The 21483-nt window shown below is 63.3% G+C and carries 21 protein-coding genes and 2 tRNA genes; 7 read left to right on the forward strand and 16 right to left on the reverse strand.

All coding sequences use genetic code 11. The features are described 5' to 3' along the window. Positions 1-2 precede the first annotated feature (2 nt). Positions 3-797, reverse strand: coding sequence for a class E sortase (locus ACIQF4_RS17045; protein ID WP_350004149.1), 795 nt, complete (start codon positions 795-797; stop codon positions 3-5). Positions 798-970: 173 nt separating this feature from the next. Here ACIQF4_RS17045 and ACIQF4_RS17050 point away from each other — a divergent pair, with 173 nt between their 5' ends. Together ACIQF4_RS17050 and ACIQF4_RS17055 are read left to right on the forward strand one after the other, a co-directional pair. Beyond that, positions 971-1222, forward strand: coding sequence for a cell division protein CrgA (locus ACIQF4_RS17050; protein ID WP_350004148.1), 252 nt, complete (start codon positions 971-973; stop codon positions 1220-1222). A gap of 46 nt (positions 1223-1268) precedes the next feature. Beyond that, entirely contained in the window at positions 1269-1880 is a 612-nt protein-coding gene (locus ACIQF4_RS17055) for a DNA-3-methyladenine glycosylase I (protein WP_400517307.1), read from the forward strand. 272 nt (positions 1881-2152) lie between these two features. Here ACIQF4_RS17055 and ACIQF4_RS17060 read toward each other — a convergent pair whose 3' ends face one another. The 3 genes from ACIQF4_RS17060 to ACIQF4_RS17070 form a co-directional block, all read right to left on the reverse strand. Further along, positions 2153-2620: a carboxymuconolactone decarboxylase family protein gene (locus ACIQF4_RS17060; protein ID WP_400517308.1), complete on the reverse strand. Its 468-nt coding sequence runs from the start codon at positions 2618-2620 to the stop codon at positions 2153-2155. A gap of 533 nt (positions 2621-3153) precedes the next feature. Further along, positions 3154-4032: a rhomboid family intramembrane serine protease gene (locus tag ACIQF4_RS17065; RefSeq protein WP_400517309.1), complete on the reverse strand. Its 879-nt coding sequence runs from the start codon at positions 4030-4032 to the stop codon at positions 3154-3156. 9 nt (positions 4033-4041) lie between these two features. Beyond that, complete coding sequence (locus ACIQF4_RS17070) at positions 4042-4587, reverse strand: peptidylprolyl isomerase (protein ID WP_231454150.1); 546 nt, start codon at positions 4585-4587, stop codon at positions 4042-4044. Positions 4588-4742: 155 nt separating this feature from the next. On the opposite strand from ACIQF4_RS17070, the gene ACIQF4_RS17075 reads away from it, so the two are divergent. Further along, a complete protein-coding gene (locus ACIQF4_RS17075) occupies positions 4743-5684 on the forward strand; it encodes a hypothetical protein (protein WP_350004143.1) in 942 nt (313 codons plus the stop codon). Between the two features lie 146 nt (positions 5685-5830). Next, a complete protein-coding gene (locus tag ACIQF4_RS17080) occupies positions 5831-6706 on the forward strand; it encodes a glycosyltransferase (protein ID WP_400517311.1) in 876 nt (291 codons plus the stop codon). Positions 6707-6724: 18 nt separating this feature from the next. Here ACIQF4_RS17080 and ACIQF4_RS17085 read toward each other — a convergent pair whose 3' ends face one another. The 12 genes from ACIQF4_RS17085 to dnaA form a co-directional block, all read right to left on the reverse strand. Then, positions 6725-7675, reverse strand: coding sequence for a DMT family transporter (locus ACIQF4_RS17085; RefSeq protein ID WP_400517312.1), 951 nt, complete (start codon positions 7673-7675; stop codon positions 6725-6727). 97 nt (positions 7676-7772) lie between these two features. Next, positions 7773-7848 (reverse strand) — tRNA-Ala (locus ACIQF4_RS17090). Between the two features lie 71 nt (positions 7849-7919). After that, positions 7920-8036 (reverse strand): DLW-39 family protein, encoded by a 117-nt coding sequence (locus ACIQF4_RS17095; protein ID WP_217700331.1) that lies wholly within the window; start codon positions 8034-8036, stop codon positions 7920-7922. A 69-nt stretch (positions 8037-8105) separates the two neighbouring features. Continuing rightward, a tRNA-Ile gene (locus ACIQF4_RS17100) sits at positions 8106-8179 on the reverse strand. Between the two features lie 97 nt (positions 8180-8276). After that, positions 8277-8954 carry a DUF3566 domain-containing protein gene (locus tag ACIQF4_RS17105; RefSeq protein WP_350004140.1) on the reverse strand — a complete coding sequence of 226 codons (678 nt, stop codon included), beginning with the start codon at positions 8952-8954 and terminating at the stop codon, positions 8277-8279. Beyond that, positions 8947-11625, reverse strand: coding sequence for a DNA gyrase subunit A (gyrA, locus tag ACIQF4_RS17110; RefSeq protein WP_400517313.1), 2679 nt, complete (start codon positions 11623-11625; stop codon positions 8947-8949). Before gyrA ends, ACIQF4_RS17105 begins: the two co-directional genes overlap by 8 nt. 54 nt (positions 11626-11679) lie before the next feature. After that, positions 11680-13767 carry a DNA topoisomerase (ATP-hydrolyzing) subunit B gene (gyrB, locus tag ACIQF4_RS17115; protein ID WP_400517314.1) on the reverse strand — a complete coding sequence of 696 codons (2088 nt, stop codon included), beginning with the start codon at positions 13765-13767 and terminating at the stop codon, positions 11680-11682. Between the two features lie 380 nt (positions 13768-14147). Then, positions 14148-14708, reverse strand: a complete 561-nt coding sequence (locus tag ACIQF4_RS17120) for a DciA family protein (protein ID WP_350004137.1) — start codon at positions 14706-14708, stop codon at positions 14148-14150. Continuing rightward, on the reverse strand, positions 14692-15903 hold the full coding sequence (gene recF / locus ACIQF4_RS17125) for a DNA replication/repair protein RecF (protein WP_400517315.1): 1212 nt from the start codon (positions 15901-15903) through the stop codon (positions 14692-14694). Before recF ends, ACIQF4_RS17120 begins: the two co-directional genes overlap by 17 nt. Before the next feature lie 45 nt (positions 15904-15948). Further along, complete coding sequence (gene gnd, locus ACIQF4_RS17130) at positions 15949-16833, reverse strand: phosphogluconate dehydrogenase (NAD(+)-dependent, decarboxylating) (protein ID WP_350004135.1); 885 nt, start codon at positions 16831-16833, stop codon at positions 15949-15951. 122 nt (positions 16834-16955) lie between these two features. Beyond that, the gene (gene dnaN / locus ACIQF4_RS17135) at positions 16956-18080 is read right to left on the reverse strand and encodes a DNA polymerase III subunit beta (RefSeq protein WP_350004134.1); all 1125 of its coding nucleotides are present in this window, start codon (positions 18078-18080) and stop codon (positions 16956-16958) included. 525 nt (positions 18081-18605) lie between these two features. Beyond that, complete coding sequence (gene dnaA / locus ACIQF4_RS17140) at positions 18606-20030, reverse strand: chromosomal replication initiator protein DnaA (protein ID WP_231454159.1); 1425 nt, start codon at positions 20028-20030, stop codon at positions 18606-18608. 467 nt (positions 20031-20497) lie between these two features. On the opposite strand from dnaA, the gene rpmH reads away from it, so the two are divergent. The 3 genes from rpmH to yidD are packed head-to-tail and all read left to right on the forward strand — an operon-like array spanning position 20498 to position 21473. Further along, positions 20498-20635, forward strand: coding sequence for a 50S ribosomal protein L34 (gene rpmH / locus ACIQF4_RS17145; RefSeq protein WP_003800212.1), 138 nt, complete (start codon positions 20498-20500; stop codon positions 20633-20635). A 39-nt stretch (positions 20636-20674) separates the two neighbouring features. Further along, entirely contained in the window at positions 20675-21085 is a 411-nt protein-coding gene (gene rnpA / locus ACIQF4_RS17150) for a ribonuclease P protein component (RefSeq protein ID WP_350004133.1), read from the forward strand. Beyond that, positions 21078-21473, forward strand: a complete 396-nt coding sequence (yidD, locus tag ACIQF4_RS17155; protein WP_350004132.1) for a membrane protein insertion efficiency factor YidD — start codon at positions 21078-21080, stop codon at positions 21471-21473. The genes rnpA and yidD overlap by 8 nt, the downstream gene beginning before the upstream one ends. The last annotated feature ends 10 nt before the right edge of the window (positions 21474-21483 follow it).

Below are 21483 nucleotides of genomic sequence, written 5' to 3' on the forward strand. Positions count from 1 at the left end.
AGTCAGCCCTTTCCGATCGCTGCAGCCACCTGGTCCGCGATTTCAGCGGGAGGCCCTGCCGAGGCGGGGCGCCAACTGTCCAGGAGCGAGTAGGCAATGATGCGCTCTTCCGCCCCAAAGCGGGGGTTGCAGCTTGTCATGGTCAGGTATCTTTCGGTGGGGACAGTGCCCGGGAGGGTGGGCACCGGTTCCAGGACGTCGGTGCGCGATGGCATGACGATCTGGTTGTTGCGGAAGACATAGACGTAATAACCGTCCTTGGTCTGGACATAGATCTTGTCCCCGGGTACCAGGGTGTGGATGTTGTCCAGGACGGCGCCGTGGGTCTGGCGGTGCCCGGCAACGGCGAAATTTCCCACCGCTCCGGGCATGGCAGTGGTTCCGTAGTGCCCCAGCCCCAGGGTGTCCAGCACATCGCTGGTGGTGCCCTCCACGATGGGCCGGGTGTAGTTCGCTCCGAACCGCGGGATATACATAATGCCGATAGTGCCGGCGTGGCCGGGAGCGGCGGACACCACCGGCTCACCGAAGTCTTCCCCGGCGGCAGGTGCAGAAGCATCCGGGGCTGCCGGCGCGGCCGGGGCAGCGCCGCCAAGATCCTGCGCGAATTCCTTGATCACTTCGCTTTGCCTGGCGTCCGATTCGACGTTGGTCCACCACAGCTGCCAGGCAACGAACAACAGGAGGACGATGCCGGCGGTGATGAGCAGCTCGCCAACCACCTGGACTGCTCCACGCAGAATTACGACGCCGGCAGGCGCCGCAGCGGCTCGGCCCGCCTTTTCCTGCAACACCACGCGTTCTCCTTGGGGCGGTCCGTCGGGCACCGGCGGCCCATGAACTACGGCTAGAATTGGCTGCTAGTAAGAATCCAGATTTGACCAAGATCGCGCAGACCGCTGGCAATTTCCTTCTTGCAGGATATCAAGCCCGGAACGCCGAGCTTGCCTCAGCCCGCCAAGGAGAGCCAGTGCCCGAGTCAAAGCCGCGCAAGAAAACTGCCAGCAGCGCCCCACAGGCTTCGTCCCAGACGTACAAGCCGAACCCGGTGTGGTTCAAGCCCGTGATGTTCGGCCTCATGATCATCGGCCTGTTCTGGATCATCACGTTCTACATCAGCGAAGGACGCTTTCCCGTCCAGGCATGGGAGTCGTGGAACATCGTGGCTGGCTTCGGTATCGCCATCGTCGGATTCCTGATGACCACCCGCTGGCGCTCATAGGTTTTTTGGACGGCTGTGAGGCCGGAACTTACCCCCGGGGAAACGCATGCCTCCTGACGATCACGCCGTCCTGCTGGGCAGCGATGGCTTGGCCCGGCCTGCATGGGCGTCCTCGGACCCGCTGTTGCGGGAGTACTACGACCATGAATGGGGCATGCCCGTCAGGGATGAGCAGGGCCTCTACGAGCGCATATGCCTGGAGGGGTTCCAGGCCGGGCTCTCCTGGGCCACCATCCTCCGCAAGCGCCCAGCGTTCCGGGCTGCTTTTGCCGGCTTCAACCCCGACGCCGTCGCACAATTTACGGAGGCCGACGTCGAGCGGCTGCTGCAGGACGCGGGGATCGTCCGGAACCGGCTGAAGATACGTGCCGCGGTCACCAATGCCCACGCGACCCTGTCGTTGCGGCAGGACGGCGGCCTGGCGGATTTTGTGTGGCAGTTCCAGCCCGGGTCAACCCCCCGCCCCCGGACCCATGCGGACATCCCCACCCAGTCCGCGGAATCCGTCGCCCTTTCCAAGGCCCTCCGCAAAAGGGGCTTCGCCTTCGTAGGTCCCACCACCATGTTCGCCCTCATGGAAGCCATCGGAATGGTGGACACCCATTTGCTGGGAAGCCACCGTCGGGGATCCTCGGGAATCTGGCCGGACGCAAGGTAGGACGGAGACGCCGGGGGCCGGGCAGACGGGCCCAGGAAGTGCGCCGCTGGCCGCACAGCGAGCCCATGGCAAGGGCCAGCGCCCCCGCGTGGCGCCCTCCGCGGTTTCCCCAACTGTTGGCAACCTTATCCACAGCCAAGGGCCCTTCACCGGCTGCCGGGCGTGCAGATCCCTGCCGGGGAGGCGCAGGAGGCTAAACCTGCATTCTGGAAGCAGTTATTAACAGTGTGGAATACCTGTGGATAACGTACGTGGATAGGCCTCGTCCGGGCTCAGCGCTCTTTGCGGACCGGGTGGTGGCTGGTGATCGACACCCGGTTGAAGGCGTTCATGGCAATCGCCAGCCAGCTGACCACGGAGAATTCCTCCTCTGTCAGGTGTTCCCTGGCAAAGGCCTCCTCCTGCTCCTGCGAGTGGTGGCCGGGCAGTGCCGTGATGCTCTCAGCCAATGACAGGGCGGCACGCTCCTTCTCGGTGAACAGTGAGGTATCCCGCCACGCCGGCAGGACGGCCAGCCGCTGGGGAGACTCTCCTGCCTGCATCGCATCCCGCACATGGAGGTCAAGGCAGTAGGCACAGCCGTTGAGCTGTGAGATCCGCACATGCAGGAGCTCCATCGTCCTGGGCTCCATCCCCGCTTCCTGCGCCGCCTCCTTGACCTTGAGACCAAGGCCATTAAGCGCCCGCCACACACCGGGATGCTGCTTGTCGAGGAATATGTGCTTGGTGGTCGCGGTCATGGACCCTCCTGTCGAAAAAGTGACGTCAAAGCAAGGGTAGGCGCTCGTTGCTTATCCACTTACCAACAAGACGATACCCACAAGTTATCCACAGTTGTGGATACTGCGTGCGCAACCCTGGACCGCAGAGGCCCGCACGCTGCGAAGCGGGCACATGCGGGCAGGGGAACTACAGACGTGTTGTTTATTAACAGTGTGAATAACTGTGTTGATAGACGCGTGCTTGAAGGCGATACGAGGCGCGTAGGAAGAGAATTTTCCACAGTTATCCACAAAACAACCTCGGGAGGCCGGTTTGTCCACTTAAGCACATCCATATCCCCAGAGGTTATCCACAGCTGTGGAGAAAAACGCCTAAGTTCTGGGGAAAACCGCCGCAAATCAGGGGTGTGGGAGGGTCTTGGGGATGAACTACAAGGCTGTAAGTTACCAACAGTGTGGATAAGGGCTGTGGAAAACAAAAAGATCCCGCCGTCCTGCAGGACGGCGGGATTTCTGGATAATGCGATTGATCTCCCCGCTGGCGGAGGCGCTTAGAGGGAAATCCTCACCCAGCTGACGGCTATCAGCAGGGCCAGCACTGCTGCCAGTCCTACCGCCTGAAGGAGCCGCTGCCGCGGACCGCGGGGGGTGTAGGCCAGCACGGCCGCGCAGAGTCCGCCGGTGATGAGTCCGCCAAGGTGCGCCTGCCAGGCAATCTGGGGGATGAGGAAACCGATCACTCCGTTGATGGCGATCAGTACCCAGAGCTGCCGGGTCTCGCCGCCGCGGTGGCGCTGCACCAGCAGCATGGCCCCGAAGACGCCGAAGATGGCGCCGGATGCACCCACCACGCCCACCAGTCCCTGGCCCGGAACAAGGACCGGGTTGAGGAGGAGGTATCCCACGGAACCGCCCACGGCGGAAATCAAATAAAGCGCCAGGAAGCGGGCGCGGCCCAGGAGGGGCTCCAATGCCTGGCCAAAGATCCACAGCGTGTACATGTTGAGGATGATGTGCAGGAGCGAGTCCGGCGAGTGCAGGAACGCAGCGGTAAGCATGCGCCACGGTTCGAACGCTCCGTACCGGGGTGTGGCGAACACGTTGTTGTAGGCGAACTGTTCGTAGACCACCTGGCCTGGAATCAGCCACTGCAGGGCATATACAAGGACGCACACGGCGATGATTCCGAACGTCACCCGTGGTTTGCCCGCAGCTACGGCGCCGCCATAGACGGTACGAACCTCCGGCGTCGTACGTTTTGTTTCGTTGACGCAGTCAACGCATTGGAATCCGACGGCGGCCGCCCGCTGGCAGTCGGGGCAGGCCGGGCGTCCGCAGCGCTGGCAGCGGACATAGGAGGGCCGGTCCGGGTGCCGCGGGCACACCGGAACCTGGGCGGACGGCTCAGCCGCCGGAATTCCGTAACTCATGGTGCGGTATTACAGCTGTTCGATGTCGATGCTGTTGATGGTGACGTCCTCTACCGGACGGTCGCCCATTCCGGTGCGAACACCTTCGATGGCGTCAACGACCTTCTTGGAGTCGTCGTCCGCCACCTCGCCGAAGATGGTGTGCTTGCCCTGCAGCCAGTCCGTGGGGATGGTGGTGATGAAGAATTGCGAGCCGTTGGTACCCTTGCCCATCTGGATGCCGGCGTTGGCCATGGCCAGCTTGTAAGGCTGGTTGAAGCTGAGTTCGGGGTGGATCTCGTCATCGAAACGGTAACCGGGTCCGCCCGTTCCGCGGCCCAGCGGATCGCCGGCCTGGATCATGAAGTCCTTGATGATGCGGTGGAAGATGGTGCCGTTGTACAGCGGCGTCCCGTTCTTCTCTTCGCCTGTCTCCGGGTGGGTCCATGCCTGCTCACCCGTGGCGAGGCCAACGAAGTTCTTGACCGTCTTGGGGGCGTGGTTGCCGAAGAGGTTGACGACGATGTCGCCGAGGCTGGTGTGGATGGTTGCTTTTGCAGTTGCGATGGCAGTCATAGGGCCTATTCTTCCACGGCGGTCTATGGAGGGAACGGCTGCCGCCGCAGTTCCGCGCTGGGTGAAATCCTCCTAAAATCCGCTGGGGGAATAGCAGGTGAACACCAAGCCACGTAGGCTAACCACAGAACCGTCACATTAATCGGGAGGTAGTTGTGAAGAAGTCGGACCGTATTGCCCGTGACCTTGAACTGTCAGTCACCAGCGCAATGGAGAATGCCAAGGATTGGGCAACCCCCCGTGTGGAAGCAGCCATTGACCGCCTCCAGCATGGCCTGGACACCGCGTCCCCGAAGGTCCAGGAGGGCCTGAAGTCCGCGGCCTACAACCTGGCCGATGGTGTTGCCACGGTGACCCCGCGCATCCAGGACGGCCTGGCCCAGCTGGCTCCGAAGATCAACGACGCCGTGGACAGTGCGTCGCCCCGGCTGCACGAGGCGCTGGACAAGGCCACCCCGGTGATCCTCAATGCCCGTGACCGTGTGGTTGTGGAATACCTGCCGCGCCTTTCGGACCAGATCGGCTCCGCATCCGTGGCCGTGCACCGCACCCTGGAAAATGCTCCGGCACGGGTCGATGCCGTGGCCCACAAACTCGGCGACGTGGGAATCATCCATGCCATCCAGGAGCAGGCACAGACCACCGGCACGCAGCTGAAGGCAGCCGCAACCGAGGCCGGCCGCACGGTGGGCATCCAGCTTGCACAGCCGGAACCCCCCAAGAAGAAGCGCGGCTGGCTGGTTTTTGGTGTGATCGCTGCCGCGGTCGCCGCCGGCGTCGCAGCCTGGAAGGCCTCCAAGCCGGTCGAAGACCCCTGGAAGACTCCTTCACCGGTAACACCCACGCCCGCACCCGTACCGGCCACCACGGTCAACGAGGTCCAGGAGGCACCGGCTACGGTCACGCCTGCCGCGGCAGCTCCGGCAACCGCCGGGTCCGCCACCGAGGACAAGGCTGAGGAGACCGGCGAGAAGGCAAAGCACGTTGCCGAGGACGCTGAGGACAGCGCAACGAAGACCGCCACGGACGCGAAGACCGCCACCAAGAACATCGCCTCCAACATGGGCAACGGTGACAAGGGCGCTTCGCAGTCCTGATTCAGTAGTCCTGATGTGACCGGTCCGCGTTTGGGGGGCCGGAGCAGCAGCCGGAAAGGGCTCCGCCGCAAGGCGGGGCCCTTTTCCTGTCTCCGATGGCTACTGTGTCCGGGGCAGGGCACCGGTTCGGTGCTAGATTTGAACCGATGCCAGCCGAACAATCCTCTGGGGATGCCTTGAACGACGCAGCAGACCTGCCCCGCGTGTCCATTGTCATTCCGGCGTACAACGAGGAAAGCGTCATCCGGCAATGCCTCATAGCCGCTATCTACCAGTCCGTCCCGGCCCACGAGATCCTGGTTGTGGACAACCTGTCCAAGGATCGCACGGCCCGCATTGTGCAGCAGATGCAGCTTGAATACCCGGAAAGCCCCATTATCCTGCTCAGCCAGGACAAGGAGCAGGGGCTCATCCCCACCCGGAACTTCGGGCTGGATCACGCCACCGGGGACGTCCTGGGCAGGATCGACGCCGATTCGGTGGTGGAGCCGGACTGGGTGGAGCAGGTGCAGAAGGCTTTCCTCGACCAGTCCGTCCAGGCAGCCACCGGCCCGGTGGTGTACTACGACATGCCGATGCGCCGGTTCGGGCTCAAAGCAGACGACAAGATGCGCCAGCTCATGTTGAAACTGGCCAAGCACCAGTACCACTTCCTCTTCGGCTCCAACATGGCCCTGCGTTCCACGGCGTGGCAAATCATCCGGGCCGAAACCTGCCGCGACGAGAGGGACGAGATGCACGAGGACATCGACTTGTCCCTGCATCTGGCCGAGAACGATCTCAAGATCCAGTACTGCCCGCAGATGGTGTCCGGGATGTCTGCCCGCAGGCTTGAGGATTCACCGCGGGACTACCGCTACTACGTCACCCGCTTTGACCGGACCTACAAAGCGCACAACGTCAAGAAGATGGCGCTGAAGGCTCCCATGGTGGTGTTCTTTTCGGTGTATTTCCCGGCCAAGCTCCTCCGCGCTATCCACACCGTGAATACCGCCCAGCCTGTACGCCGCGGCGGCCAGTAAAGGGCCCCCGGGGCGGCGTCAGTCAGTCCCGAGCTCAGCGAGCGGACGCTCCGACGGCGGTTCCTCCCGCCCGCCTGCTGCTCCCCTTCCACGGCGCGCGGTTTTCCCGGACCGCTGGCCCAGCACCACCACGGCAAGTCCCGCCAGAATGAGGCCGAGGCCGGCGTAGGTACCGGCGGGTAGGGTTTCGTGGAGGAAGACCGCGGCAAGCACTGCGGCGCCCGGGATCTCCAGGAGGATGATCATTGAGACCAGGAGCGGACTCATGGTGGCCAGCAGGTGGTTGAACGCGGTATGTCCCACCAGTTGCGCGCAGACCGTGATGGCCAGGATCCCCAGCCAGCCTGCGGCTTCAAAGCCCACTAGGGGTTGCCCGCCCAGGACCGCGAGGACGGCGACCAGGGCTGCGCACATGCCGTAGCAGAGCGTGGTGTAGGTGCCCGTGGTCATGCTTTGCCGGGCCTTTCCTCCTGCCAGGGTGTAGAGGCCGGCCAGCGCCCCGCCGGCGACAGCCAGCAGGTCACCCAGCAGGGCATCCGGCGACGACCCCATGTCGAATCCGGTGATGGCAACCACGCCGCCGAAGGCGATGCCCAGTCCAGCCAGCACCTGCCACCGGTGGCGGGTGCCGCGGAAGAGCTGGAAGACAGCTATCCAAGCCGACTGCAGGCAGACCAGGGCTGTAGCGGCAGCAACAGAGGTCAGCTGCAGGGAGGTGATAAAGCAGGCGAAGTGCAGGGCCAGCGCGACGGCGGCCAGCAGGCACCAGCGGAACTCGCCACGGCTGATCCTGCCAAACTGCCGGGGCTCGCGGATGAGGGTGGGGGAGGCCATCACGGCGGCGCCGATGGCGTTACGCCAGAAGGCTATGGCCAGGGCACTGACGGTTGTGGCCCCAAGGGTGGCAGCAATCAGCGGGCCGGATGAGGCGACACCCAACACGCCGACGGCCGCGAGAAAGAAGTTCACTGGACTACCCTAATGCGCAGCCGGCCCGGACATTTCCGCAGTCCGGCTGCGAAAGCAAAAGTCCCGGCCAGCGTTTCCGCTGACCGGGACTTTCCTATGGTGGAGGCACGGGGACTCGAACCCCGAACCCCCTGCTTGCAAAGCAGGTGCGCTACCAATTGCGCCATGCCCCCATAAGAAGCAACCCGTCAATCATACCCTAGAACCGAGGAGCCTTTGACCAGCTCCGGTCCGGGCACCGGGGCTAGTCCACCGTGTCGGTTGACTTGCTCCAGACATCTTTCCGGGCCTCGGATTCCTGTGCTTTCCGGTAGACCAGGACGCCTGCGATTGCCGCTGCCAGTACAAGCAACTTCTTCACATGCTCCCCGTTCCGGTCCGGCTGCGGGTTGCGCAATCCGAACCTACACTTGAACCTGCACAGGTTCCGTGGGCGTACCAGGACTTGAACCTGGGACCTCTTCGTTATCAGCGAAGCGCTCTAACCGCCTGAGCTATACGCCCCGATGCCTCATCGGGCCGAGACATGACTTTACAGCACATCCCGGCCCGATCTCAAATCGGGCCTTTCCGCAGCTGTCAGGCCTGCGGAAACTGGACCTTAGTCGTCCGTGAGGGTAACGCCAATGCCGCCCACCAGGGTGGCAGAGATGTTGTAAAGAACAGCGGAAAGCATGGAAAGCGCGGTCAGCAGGACCACGTTCACCACAGCGATGATGGTGGCGAACGATGCCACCTGGCCCAGGGAAGCGACCTTCTTCAGCTCGAAGCCGCCGCCCTCGGAGCCGGCCAGGGTGCCCAGCAGGCTGTCCACCTGGTCGAAGATGCCCGTCAGGTCAAGGACGGTCCACAGGACGATGGCCGCCACGACCGTAACGATTCCCAGCGCCACGGACAGCAGGAAGGCCATCTTCAGGACAGACCACGGGTCCACCTTGCTGATGAGCAGCCGGGCGCGCCGTACCTTAGCTTTCGGAGCAGGCTTCACAAGGCCTGGATTTCCCTGCCCCGGAGCACCCGCAGGACGCTGGCCGGCTGCCGCGGGCCTCTGGCCGGGCTGTCCCTGGACCGGGCGCTGGCCGGGCTGGCCTGCCGGACGTTCGTTCTGTCCCTGCCCGGGACGCTGGCCGGGAACGGCGGGGCGCTGCCCGGGGGCGGCGGCGGGCGCGGCCGGGCGCTGCTGCGGACGAACGGGGGCGTTTACCCGGGGTGCGGCCGAGGGCCGGTTGCCGTCGGGAACGGTACTGTTCGACTTGGGAAATGAGTCGGGATTACTCACTCGTTACCTCCGTGTAGTCTTCGTTCGGCTCAGCGTCGCCCGAGGCGTCCTCTGACTCAACGGCCGGTGATTCTTCTGCCACTGCTGGGCTGGTGGAATCCTCGGGGGATCCGCCATCTTCAGCCAACGTTACGTCATCCTCCAGCGATTCCTCGCCCTCAAGACCCCGTTCGCTGTTGCGTGCCACCTCGATAATCCGGTCATTTTTGTCCGGCTTGGCGAAGATGACGCCCATGGTGTCACGTCCCTTGGCGGGGACTCCGGCAACCGAGGAGCGGACCACCTTGCCGCCCTCCATGACCACCAGGACCTCGTCCTCCTCTTGGACAATCAGTGCCCCCACCAGGTCACCGCGTTCTTCGGCGAGCTTGGCTACCTTGATGCCCAGCCCGCCACGGCCCTGGAGCCGGTATTCCTCCACAGCCGTCCGCTTGGCGTAACCGCCCTCGGTGACGATGAAGACGTAGGAGCCGTCGGTCACCACGTTGGCGGCCAGCAGTTCATCCTCTTCACGGAATTTCATGCCGGTGACGCCGGAGGTTGCCCGTCCCATGGGGCGCAGCGCATCCTCCGTTGCGGTGAAGCGGATGGACTGGCCCTTGCGGGACACCAGCAGGAGGTCGTCCGTTTCGGACACCAGCTGCGCGGACACCAGTTCGTCCCCGTCGCGGAGGTTGATGGCAATAACGCCCGCGGAGCGGTTGGTGTCGTAATCCTCCAGCCGGGTCTTCTTGACCAGCCCGCGCTTGGTTGCAAGCACCAGGTAGGGAGCCTGCTGGTAGTCCTTCAGGTCCAGGATCTGGGCGATGTGCTCGTCCGGCTGGAATGCCATCAGGTTTGCCACATGCTGGCCCTTGGCGTCGCGGCCGGCTTCCATCAGTTCGTACGCCTTGGCCCGGTACACCCGGCCCAGGTTCGTGAAGAAGAGGAGCCAGTGGTGCGTTGTGGTGACGAAGAAGTGCTCCACAACATCATCACCACGGAGCTGGGCACCCTTGATGCCCTTGCCACCGCGCTGCTGGGACCGGTAGTTGTCGCTGCGGGTGCGCTTGACGTAGCCGCCCCGGGTGATGGTGACCACCATTTCCTCTTCGGGAATGAGGTCCTCCATGGACATGTCGCCGTCAAAGCCCATCAGGATCTTGGTGCGGCGGTCATCCCCGTGCTTGTCCACGATCTCGCCCAGCTCGGTGCTGATGATCTCGCGCTGGCGCTGCTCCGAGCCAAGGATCTGGTTGTACTCGGCGATCAGGGCTTCGAGTTCGGCGTGCCGGTCCTGGATCTTCTGGCGTTCAAGGGCTGCAAGGCGGCGCAGCTGCATGTCCAGGATGGCCCGGGCCTGCAGCTCGTCGATGTCCAGCAGCTCCATCAGACCGTCCCGCGCGGCTTCGGTGGTGTTGGACGCCCGGATGAGGGCGATCACTTCATCCAGCATGTCCAGTGCCTTCAGGAGTGCCCGCAGGATGTGGGCTTCTTCCTCGGCCTTGCGCAGCCGGTACCGGGTGCGGCGCGCGATGACGTCCAGCTGGTGGGTGACCCAGTGCCGGATAAAGGCGTCCAGGCTCAGCGTCCGGGGAACTCCGTCAACGATGGCAAGCATGTTCGCGGAGAAGTTGCTCTGCAGCTCTGTGTGCTTGTAGAGGTTGTTCAGTACCACCTTGGGCACGGCGTCGCGCTTCAGCACGATCACCAGCCGCTGCCCGGTGCGGCCGGAGGTTTCGTCCCGGAGGTCGGCAATGCCTTGGATCTTGCCGTCCTTGACAAGTTCGGCGATCTTGATGGCCAGGTTGTCCGGGTTGGCCTGGTACGGGAGCTCAGTGACCACCAGGCAGGTGCGGCCCTGGAGTTCCTCCACGTTCACCACAGCGCGCATGGTGACCGAACCGCGGCCGGTCCGGTAGGCGTCCTCAATGCCCTTGTGGCCCAGAATGGTGGCGCCGGTGGGGAAATCGGGGCCTTTGACCCGCAGCAGGAGTTCCTCCAGCAGTTCCTCACGGCTGGCCGTGGGGTTGGACAGGTACCACTGCACGCCGTCGGCTACTTCGCGGAGGTTGTGCGGCGGGATGTTGGTGGCCATGCCGACGGCGATGCCTGAGGAGCCGTTCACCAGGAGGTTGGGGAAACGGGCGGGCAGGATGGTGGGTTCCTGGTTCTTGCCGTCGTAGTTGTCCTGGAAGTCGACGGTTTCCTCGTCGATGTCACGGACCATCTCCATGGCCAGCGGAGCCATCTTTGTTTCGGTGTACCGCGGGGCGGCAGCGCCGTCGTTGCCCGGGGAGCCGAAGTTGCCCTGGCCCAGCGCCAGGGGGTAGCGCATGGTCCAGTCCTGGATGAGACGGACCAGTGCATCGTAGATCGCTGTGTCGCCGTGGGGGTGGTACTGGCCCATGACCTCGCCCACCACGCGGGCGCACTTGTTGAAGGAGCGGTCCGGACGGTATCCGCCGTCGAACATTGCGTAAAGGACCCGGCGGTGCACGGGCTTCAGTCCGTCGCGGACATCGGGAAGGGCACGGCCAACAATGACGGCCATTGCATAGTCCAGGTAGGACCGCTGCATTTCAGTCTGCAGGTCCACCTGCTCCACGCGGTCTATCAGCACATCGCCTTCAAGAACGGTGTCCGGAATGCCGTCCTCGGAGGCCGGGTTCTCGGGTGTTTCGTCGCTCATATTAAATTCCGTTTCAGGTATATGTCAGTAACCGAATATCTGGCGGACCCTGTCCTAGATATCGAGGAACCTGACGTCCTTGGCGTTCTGCTGGATGAAGTTGCGGCGTGATTCGACGTCCTCGCCCATCAGGACAGAGAAAATCTGGTCGGCCGCGAGGGCGTCGTCCATCGTCACCTGCAGCAGCGTGCGGTGGTCCGGGTCCATGGTGGTGTCCCACAGCTCGGTGTAATCCATTTCGCCGAGGCCCTTGTAGCGCTGGATGCCGTTGTCCTTGGGGATGCGGCGCCCGGCGGCTTGGCCGGCCACGAGCTTGGCGTCGCGTTCGCGGTCGCTGTAGACGTAATCGTGCGCGGCGTTGGACCACTTGATGCGGTACAACGGCGGCTGGGCCAGGTAGACGTAGCCATTTTCGATCAGGGGCCGCATGTAGCGGAACAGCAGGGTCATCAGCAGGGTTGTGATGTGCTGGCCGTCCACGTCCGCATCGGCCATCAGGACGATCTTGTGGTACCGCAGCTTGGAGAGGTCGAAGTCCTCGCCGATACCCGTGCCGAAGGCAGTGATCATGGACTGGACTTCGGCGTTTCCCAGTGCCTTGTCCAGGCGTGCGCGTTCCACGTTCAGGATTTTGCCCCGGAGGGGAAGGATGGCCTGGGTCTCCGGATTGCGGCCGCGCTTGGCGGAACCGCCTGCGGAGTCGCCCTCCACAATGTAGACCTCGCATTTCTCCGGGTTCTTCGAGGAGCAGTCGGAGAGCTTGCCGGGCATGCCGAAGGATTCCAGGGGGCTCTTGCGGCGCGCATTGTCCCTGGCCTTGCGTGCGGCCATGCGGGCTTGCGCTGCGGAGATCGCCTTCCGGATGACATCGCGGGCAGGGCCAGGGTTGCGCTCCAGCCAGTCGCCCAGGCCGTCAGTGACCACGCGCTGCACAAAGCCCTTGACCTCAGAGTTGCCGAGCTTGGTTTTGGTCTGGCCTTCGAACTGGGGTTCGGCAAGTTTCACGGAGATGACAGCAGTGAGGCCTTCACGGATGTCATCACCGGTCAGGTTGTCGTCCTTTTCCTTGATGATTCCCTTTTCGCGCGCGTAGCGGTTGATCAGGGACGTCATCGCGGCCCGGAAGCCCTCTTCGTGGGTTCCGCCCTCGTGGGTGTTGATGGTGTTGGCGTACGTGTGCACGCTCTCCGAGTATGCATTGGTCCACTGCATGGCCATTTCGAGGGCGATCTTCCGATCCTTGTCCTCGGTTTCAAAGGCGATGACGTCCTCATGGACCACATCCACCTTCTTGCCCGAGTTCAGGTGCTTGACGTAGTCGAGCAGGCCGTCGTCGTACTGGTACACCACGGTGCGATGCTCCGCGCTGACCTCGCCCTCTGTCGCCACGGCGTCCAGGTCAAGGTCGGCGTCGCCGTCAGCTTCGGCGGAGGTGCGCTCGTCCGTGAGCGTGATGCGGAGTCCCTTGTTGAGGAAGGCCATCTGCTGGAAGCGGGCGCGGAGCGTCTCGAAGTCGAACTCGGTGATTTCGAAGATGGCGGGATCCGGGTAGAACGTCTGGGTGGTGCCGGTGCGGTCTGTCTCCTCGCCCTTGACCAGGCTGCCCTGCGGCTTGCCGCCCTCCGCAAAGGACATGCGCCAGACGTGCCCCTGGCGCCGTACTTCAGTATCCACGCGGCTGGACAGGGCATTCACTACGGAAATGCCGACGCCGTGGAGCCCGCCGGAGACGGCGTATCCGCCGCCGCCGAACTTTCCGCCGGCGTGCAGGATGGTCATGACCACTTCAACCGTGGGCTTGTGTTCCGTGGGGTGCATGTCCACGGGGATACCGCGGCCGTCGTCCACAACCTTCACGCCGCCGTCGGCCTGAAGGAAAACCTCGATATGCGTGCAGTAGCCGGCCAGGGCCTCGTCAACGGAGTTGTCAACAACTTCATAGACAAGGTGGTGGAGTCCGCGCGGTCCCGTGGAGCCGATGTACATGCCTGGCCGTTTCCGGACGGCTTCCAGGCCTTCAAGGACAGTGATGTCGCTGGCGCCGTATTCACGCTGCGTCCCTGGAGCGGCCGGGGTGTCAGGCGTGCGGGCATCCTCGACTGCGGGTTCAGCTGCCAGAATATCTGTATTGTCGTTAGCCACAGGCGCTGTCGACTCCTCTGTTCTCGATGATGGCCGGCCGACTCCTTCCCCGGTCACCGCAGGAAGTCATCCGCCAACAGGCACAAACTTGTAGCGCCGATGTATGGCTGACGGTTGACCCGCGTTCCGCGGGCTTAAAACACGCGGAAAACGGACCCAGTCAACGTTCACCCGCGCCCAGTTATCTACAACGATTCTACCGTGCTGACGGCTATTTCCCCGCATTCCGGGGCCTTCCGCGGGCAGTGGTGTGCCTGCGGGAGGCCGTTGGCCACGCCTAGGGCGCGCTGGCGGGACGGCCTCCGGGTGCCTATACACCCTCCTGCCCTTTCAGGGCTCTACACGCCGCTACGTCGATTTTCAAGACTCCGCCGCCGGCGCTACCCGTAGGTGTCGCGGGGACCCCGTCCGTTGACGGACCGGCCGCCCTTGCGCCAGCTCGGTGCGGAGGGGCCCAAAACCTGGATCTTCGTCACCACTCCGTCGCCCAGCTCCACCCGGAACTTCTCCAGCAGGCTGGTGCTGAGGAGCCGGAGCTGGGTGGCCCAGGCGGTTGAGTCGCAGCGGACGTGGAGGGTGGTGTCGGTAAAGCTTTCGGGCGTGCAGTGGGCCGAGATTTCGGGGCCAACCAACGTGGCCCATTCCGCCATGACGGATCCCACTGCCACGGGCGAGGTCCAGCCGCGTTCGGCCACAAGCCGCCCCACCACCTTGCCCAATCCGAGGGGGTCGCGGCCGCTGGCGTGGAACTGGCTGAAGCCGCGGGTGTCCCGGATGCCCTTCTTGGCTTTGGCGGAACCCGGGCGGGATGCCGTCCTGCGGATCTCGCCCCGCGCCGCGGCGGCGTCCCGCATCCTGTTCAGGGCAACCTGGGGAGCATCGATGTTGTCGGGGTCGCGGCCGGGCTGGAGCCCGCCGCCTTTTTCACTGTCCCTGCTCATCAATACCTCCCGGGATGACTTTCACCCGCCGTCCGGAGAGCTCTTCCGGGATGTCGGCGTCGACGGCGGCGGTCACCAGGACCTGTTCCGCGCCGGAGACTATTGCGGCCAGTTTACGCCGGCGCTGGACGTCCAGCTCGGCAAAAACGTCGTCCAGGATCAGGATGGGAGCAGACCCTCCCGTCCTGGTGTCATCCAGCATCACGTAATAGGAGGCGAGCCGAAGGGACAGGCACATGGACCAGGTTTCGCCGTGGGATGCGTAGCCCTTGGCCGGGGCCTGGCCCAGGATGAGTTCCAGTTCGTCACGGTGCGGACCCACCAGCGAAATGCCCCGCTCTATCTCCTTGCGGCGCGATTCTGCGAAGGCCTTGATGTACCGGTCAGCGAGCTGTTCCACAGAGAACTGCCGCAGGTCCTCCATGTCAGCCGAAGTACCCCCGGCACTGGTGCCGGCGGCACTTCGCTGCGGGGCGCCGTCGTCGTCCATCTGGTTCTGGAGGCTGGAACGGTAGACGGCGTCGGCCGGTTTTGACGCATCAGTCAGCTGCGCATACGCGCGGCCCAGGTGCGGCCGCAGGCGTTCAACCAGCTCAAGGCGCGCGTGGAGCAGTTCGGCCCCGGCCTTGGCCATGTGCTGGTCCCACACATCCAGGGTTGCCTCATGGGCATGCGTGAATTTGCCGGCGCGGGCGGATTTCAGCAGGGCGTTGCGCTGCTTCAGGACGCGGTCGTAATCGCTGCGGGTGGCCGCGTGGTGTGGAATGAGGCTGGCCAACAGCTCGTCGAGGAAACGGCGGCGGTTGGAAGGATCGCCCTTGACCAGCGCCAGGTCCTCCGGCGCGAATAAAACTGTCTGGCAAATCCCCAGGAGATCGCGTGCCCGCACCGGGTTGCTGCGGTTGATGCGTCCGCGGTTGGCCCGCCCCGCGTTGATTTCCAGTTCCAGGACAGTGATCTGTTCCCCGCGGACCAGCCTTGCCCTGACCAGCGCGCGCTCCGTCCCAAACCGCAGGAGCGGAGCGTCCGAGCTGACGCGGTGTGAGCTGAGGGTGGCCAGGTAGCCGATGGCTTCCATCAGGTTGGTTTTGCCGATGCCGTTGTATCCGACCAGGACGGTGACACCCGGCCCCAGGGCAAGGTCAACCTGGGCATAACTGCGGAAGTCAGTCAGGGAGAGGTGTTCTAGGTACACGCGGCTTTTCGGCAATTCCGGGAACTCGCGGTTCCCTGCTGGGCATTACTTGGCGGGACGGGTGGCGTGGCCGCCGAACTGGTGGCGCAGCGCGGACACCATCTTCATGGCCGGAGAACTGTCCTCGCGGGACTCGAACCGGGCGAACAGCGCCGCAGTGATGGCCGGAGCCGGAATGGCGTTGGCAATGGCTTCTTCCACTGTCCACCTGCCCTCACCGGAATCCTCGACGTAGTCGTCGATGTTCTGCAGGCCCGGATCCTCATCGAGGGCCTTGACCAGGAGGTCCAGCAGCCAGGACCGGACCACGGTGCCCTTTTGCCAGGCACGGAACGTTCCGGGCAGGTCACTGATGATGTCCTTGGACGCCAGCAGCTGGTAGCCCTCGGCATATGCCTGCATCAGGCCGTATTCGATCCCGTTGTGGACCATCTTGGCGTAGTGGCCCGCGCCGATTCCGCCCACGTGGACAAAGCTGTCCGCGCGGTCCCCCTCGGGGCGCAGGGCGTCGAAGACAGGAAGTGCCCGCTCAATGTCCGCGGCGTCTCCGCCAGCCATGAGACCGTAGCCGTTTTGCAGTCCCCAGACTCCGCCGGAAACTCCGCAGTCCGCGAAATGGATCCCCTTGGCGGCCAGGAGTTCACCGTGCTTCTGGTCTTCGGTGAAGCGGGAGTTGCCGCCGTCAATCACAAGGTCGCCCTCGCTGAGCTTCTCGCCCAACTCCTTGATGACGGCATCGGTGATGTCGCCGGCGGGAACCATGACCCAGATGAGCCGCGGAGTGGGAACTGCCGCCAGGAGCTCATCGATGGAGCCGGCGTCGGTCACCTCCGGGTTGCGGTCGTATCCGGTGACCTCAACCCCGCCCTTGCGCAGCCGTTCGCGCATGTTGAATCCCATTTTGCCAAGGCCAATCAGTCCAATGTGCATGGTGGCACTCTTTTCTGCGCTAGGGGGTGGGAACAATTCGTGGGCAGCCCAACTGTGTGGGGCCCCCGCCGCCAGGGTTCCCTGGCCGATGGGGACTTGCGAGGCGAGGGTGGCGGTGGGGATTAGTTGGGCAGGCGGACGGGCATCACCAGGTAACGGTAGTCATCCTGGTCCTCGCCGTCGGCGTCAGCCTGGGCCGTGATCATGGCGGGCTTGGGAGCGGTGGTGAAGGAGAACCGGACGAACTTGGTTTCGATCACGCTCAGTCCCTCCACCAGGTAATGGGGGTTGAAGGCCACCGTGATGTCCTCACCGGAAAGCTGGGCTTCCAGCTCTTCGGAGGCCTGGGCGTCCTCTCCCGTGCCGGCATCCAGGTTCAGCTGGCCCTGGGTGAAGGCCAGGCGGACCGGTGTGTTGCGTTCTGCCACGAGGGAGACGCGCCGGACTGCTTCCACGAGTTCCTGGGTCTGCACGGTGGCGTGAATAGGGGTGGAGTCCGGGAAGAGTGAGCGGATCTTGGGGTAGTCGCCATCAACCAGCAGCGAGGTGGTGGTGCGTCCGCCGCTTTCGAATCCGATCAGCCGGCTTTCGTCATCGGCCAGGGCGAGGTGGATGTCGCCGCTGTTGCCGAGGGTTTTGGCCACTTCGTTCAGGGTTTTGGCCTTGACCAGTGCACTGGTCGAGATGCCGGGAGTCACCGGCTTCCACGGAACTTCGCGCATGGCCAGCCGGTAGCGGTCGGTGGCGAGGAGCGTAATGAGGTCGTCCTCGATTTCCATCCGCACCCCGGTGAGGATGGGCAGGGTGTCGTCCTTGCTTGCGGCGATGATCACCTGCGATACCGCCTGGGCGAAAGCATCGCCGGGAACGGTGCCGCTGATGGGCGGAAGTGCGGGAAGCGGCGGGTACTCGGCCTCGGGCATGGTGGCCAGGTGGAAGCTGCTGCGTCGGCAGGTCAGGGTCACCTTGTTGCCGTCGGTTTCAACGTCGACTGGAGCAGAGGGCAGGCTGCGGCAGATGTCGGCCAGGAGCCGGCCGGAAACTAGGATGGTGCCCTCGTCCCTGATGTCCGCTGCGATTTCCAGCCGGGCAGAGGTCTCGTAGTCAAAGCTCGAGAGGCTCACGGTGCCGGCTTCGGCCTTCAACAGCAATCCGGACAGGACCGGTACGGGCGGCCGCGGAGACAACGAGCGGGCTGTCCAGGTGACGGCTTCTGCCAGGACGTCCCGATCGACTCTGAACTTCACGGAAGGGTGCCGCCTTTCATTGCTGCTGCGTTGATGTTCCCGAAACGTCCCGCCGGGAGTTCCGAAGAGTTGTTGCCCCGCCCGTGTTGGTGCATGGTCCGTGCTGCGGGAACCACACAAAAACCCGGGGATGGGAGCGCTGCTGACAGCTTAGCCGGAAGATCCGGGATTAACCCATCCCCCAAGTCGGCCAGGCCCCCTTTGGGCCGCTTGGCCTGGAGAGGTTCGGGAGGGTGGACGGGTCTTGTTGTTTGAGGGATTTCAATTTCTTGGGATTAGTAGTGTTAATAACTGCTGTGGAAACTGTGGATAACTCCCGCTCACCGCAAGATCCGGCGGTTAAGCCCTGTTCATGGACTGTGGGTGGCGGGGGTTTTAAACAGGGTGTGGATGGGGACAACATTTTTCGCGATTTTTCGAATCCACAGGCGCCTTAAGGGTTTTAAGCCCATTAACCGCGGTTGTCCCCTTAAGTATCCACAGGCTTATCCACATGCACCTGTTAATAAGGTATAGATGCGGGGGCTACGAGTCGCGCTGCTGCTGCTTGATGCGGTTGGTCAGCTCGGTCACCTGGTTGTAGATCACACGGCGCTCGGCCATCAGCTCGCGGATCTTCCTGTCGGCATGGATCACCGTGGTGTGGTCGCGGCCGCCAAGTTCCTGGCCAATCTTCGGCAGGGACATGTCCGTGAGCTCACGGCAGAGGTACATGGCGATCTGTCGTGCAGTCACCAGGGTCCGGGTGCGCGATTTGCTGCACAGCTCTTCCATGCTCAGCTTGAAGTACTCGGCGGTCTGCTGCAGGATCTGGCTGGATGTGATCTCCTGGGCGCCGTCGTCGGTGATGAGGTCCTTGAGGACCATCTCGGCAAGGGCCACATCAACGGGCTGGCGGTTGAGGCTGGCGAACGCGGTGACGCGGATCAGCGCGCCCTCGAGCTCCCGGATGTTGCTGGAAATCTTGGAGGCGATGTACTCGAGGGCGTCGTCCGGTGCGGACAGGCCTTCGCTCAGTGCCTTCTTGCGGAGGATGGCAATTCGGGTTTCAAGTTCAGGCGGCTGGATATCGGTGAGCAGGCCCCACTCGAACCGTGACTTCATGCGGTCCTCGAACCCTGCTAGCAGCTTGGGCGGCTGGTCCGAGGTGATCACCACCTGCTTGTTGTTGTTGTGCAGCGAGTTGAACGTGTGGAAGAACTCCTCCAGCGTCCGGTCCTTGCCCGCGAGGAACTGGATGTCGTCGATGAGCAGTACGTCGACGTTGCGGTAGGTGGTCTTGAAGCTGGCGCCTTCATCGTCACGGATGGAGTTGATGAAGTCGTTGGTGAACTCTTCCGAGTTCACGTAGCGGACACGGATGCCGCTGTAGAGCCGGCGGGCATAGTGGCCGATTGCGTGCAGGAGGTGTGTCTTCCCCAGTCCCGAATCGCCGTAGATGAAGAGCGGGTTGTACGCCTTCGCGGGCGCTTCAGCCACTGCGACGGCGGCGGCGTGCGCAAAGCGGTTGGACGAACCAATGACGAAGGTATCGAACACATACTTCGGGTTCAGCCGGCCGAACTCGTGCGACGTGCTGGGCAGCATGGGCTGCGGCTTCTGCTCAATGAGCTGGTCCGGGGAGAAGGACGGCTCGACGACGACGGGTTCAGGCTCCGTGTGGATAGGAACCAGGTCGGTATCGACGTCGATGGCGCAGCGGATGTCCTCGGAGAAAACGTTGTGCAACGCATCGTCCAGGGCGTCCTTGACCTGGGTCTGGAGAACTTCGCGGGTGAGTTCGTTCGGGACGGCCACCAGGAGCGTGGAACCGATCAGGCCTTGGGCCTGGGCAAGGATGACAAAGCCCCGCTGCCGTGGTGAAACGCGGTGGTCCTGCTCCAGCAGGCTGATGACGCGCCGCCAGGAACTTCCGACAGTATTGGCGTGGTTGGCTTCGTCTACTGTCATCAATCGGTTCCCTCAAAACTTGCTTTGCCTGCATTGCCTGCAGCCGCGAGTCATGAACCAGGATGGATTCAGCTTCATCCACAGGGTTATGCACAGTCCGTGGATAATCGGCTACTGGGCCACTCTAGGGGATGAAAAGCCTAGAAGATAGCTGGCAAGTAGCTTGTGGATAATTACACCGGTGTGGTTCGGAAAACGGGTCTGTGAGCCACTTCATCCACAGGCTGCGGGGGCAGGTTAGGCACAGCTGGGGATAGCCGCCCAGGGCGCTCCCGGTTTGACTCCGGCCCTTGAATTGCCCTAACGTTGTGAAGTCCTTTGTGTCCGCTTTTTGGCCCCATCTGAATCTCTTAGGCGCAGTGCGCTTGAGCAGCCGGGGGAAGCGTGCATATACAAAACTTAGCGTCGGCCAGTTCTTCCCCATACTGATCGGGTGGGCGCACCTTTGATCCACTGGAGTAACTAACGTGAGCAAGCGGACTTTTCAGCCGAATAACCGCCGTCGAGCCAAGAAGCACGGCTTCCGCCTTCGTATGCGTACCCGTGCCGGCCGTGCCATCCTGGCAGCCCGTCGTGGCAAGGGTCGCACCGAGCTGTCGGCCTAAATACTGACTCGTCGGTAGACATTTCTTTGCGAGTTTAAGGTGCTGGCCACCCGTAACCGTTTGAGGACTGCAACCGATTTTTCAACAACTGTACGTTCCGGTGTCCGCAATGGACGCCGGAACGTAGTGTTATATACGGCAGCCATTGCTGCTGACGAACCCAGCCGGATCGGGTTCATCGTTTCCAAGAGTGTAGGGAACGCTGTGGTCAGGAACCTCGTTAAGAGGAGACTGAGAGAAGCAGGTGCTGCCTCGCTGCGCGAGTACGGTACCGGGTTTGCCATAGTGGTCCGGGCGCTTCCGGCGTCCGCAACTGCCAGCTGGGACCAGCTGCTGTCGGATTACAATGCCGCATTGGAATCGACGATGGTCCGGTTGGCCAGCCGCCCGGCAAGGGCTGCTGCCAAGGATTCGGCCGGTACAACACAGGAGGGGACACCGCGTGCGTAACGCCACCGCCGTCGTCGTTACTTCTCTCCAACGTGGTGCCGCAGCCGTGGGGCTGTTCCTCTGGAACCTGCCCCGGAACCTTCTCATTCTTTTTCTCACGGCCTACCGCAAGGTGATTTCACCCTTGTACGGCCAGGTGTGCCGGTTTTTCCCCTCCTGCTCGGCCTATGCGCTGGAAGCTGTCACCGTCCATGGCGCCGTCAAGGGAAGCTGGCTCGCTGTCCGGCGCCTCAGCCGCTGCCACCCTTGGAATGCCGGCGGTGTGGACCACGTCCCCGCCGGCCACCGGGAATGGCCGGAACACCAGACCCCCACAATTGTTGTGCTGAACAACCCGGACAAGTACCTGGCTGCTCGGACTGATGGAGAAGGCCGCAGTGCGGCCTGACGAATAGGGA

The sequence above is a fragment of the Pseudarthrobacter sp. NPDC092202 genome, assembly GCF_044755505.1.
In the GTDB taxonomy this organism is placed as follows: domain Bacteria; phylum Actinomycetota; class Actinomycetes; order Actinomycetales; family Micrococcaceae; genus Arthrobacter.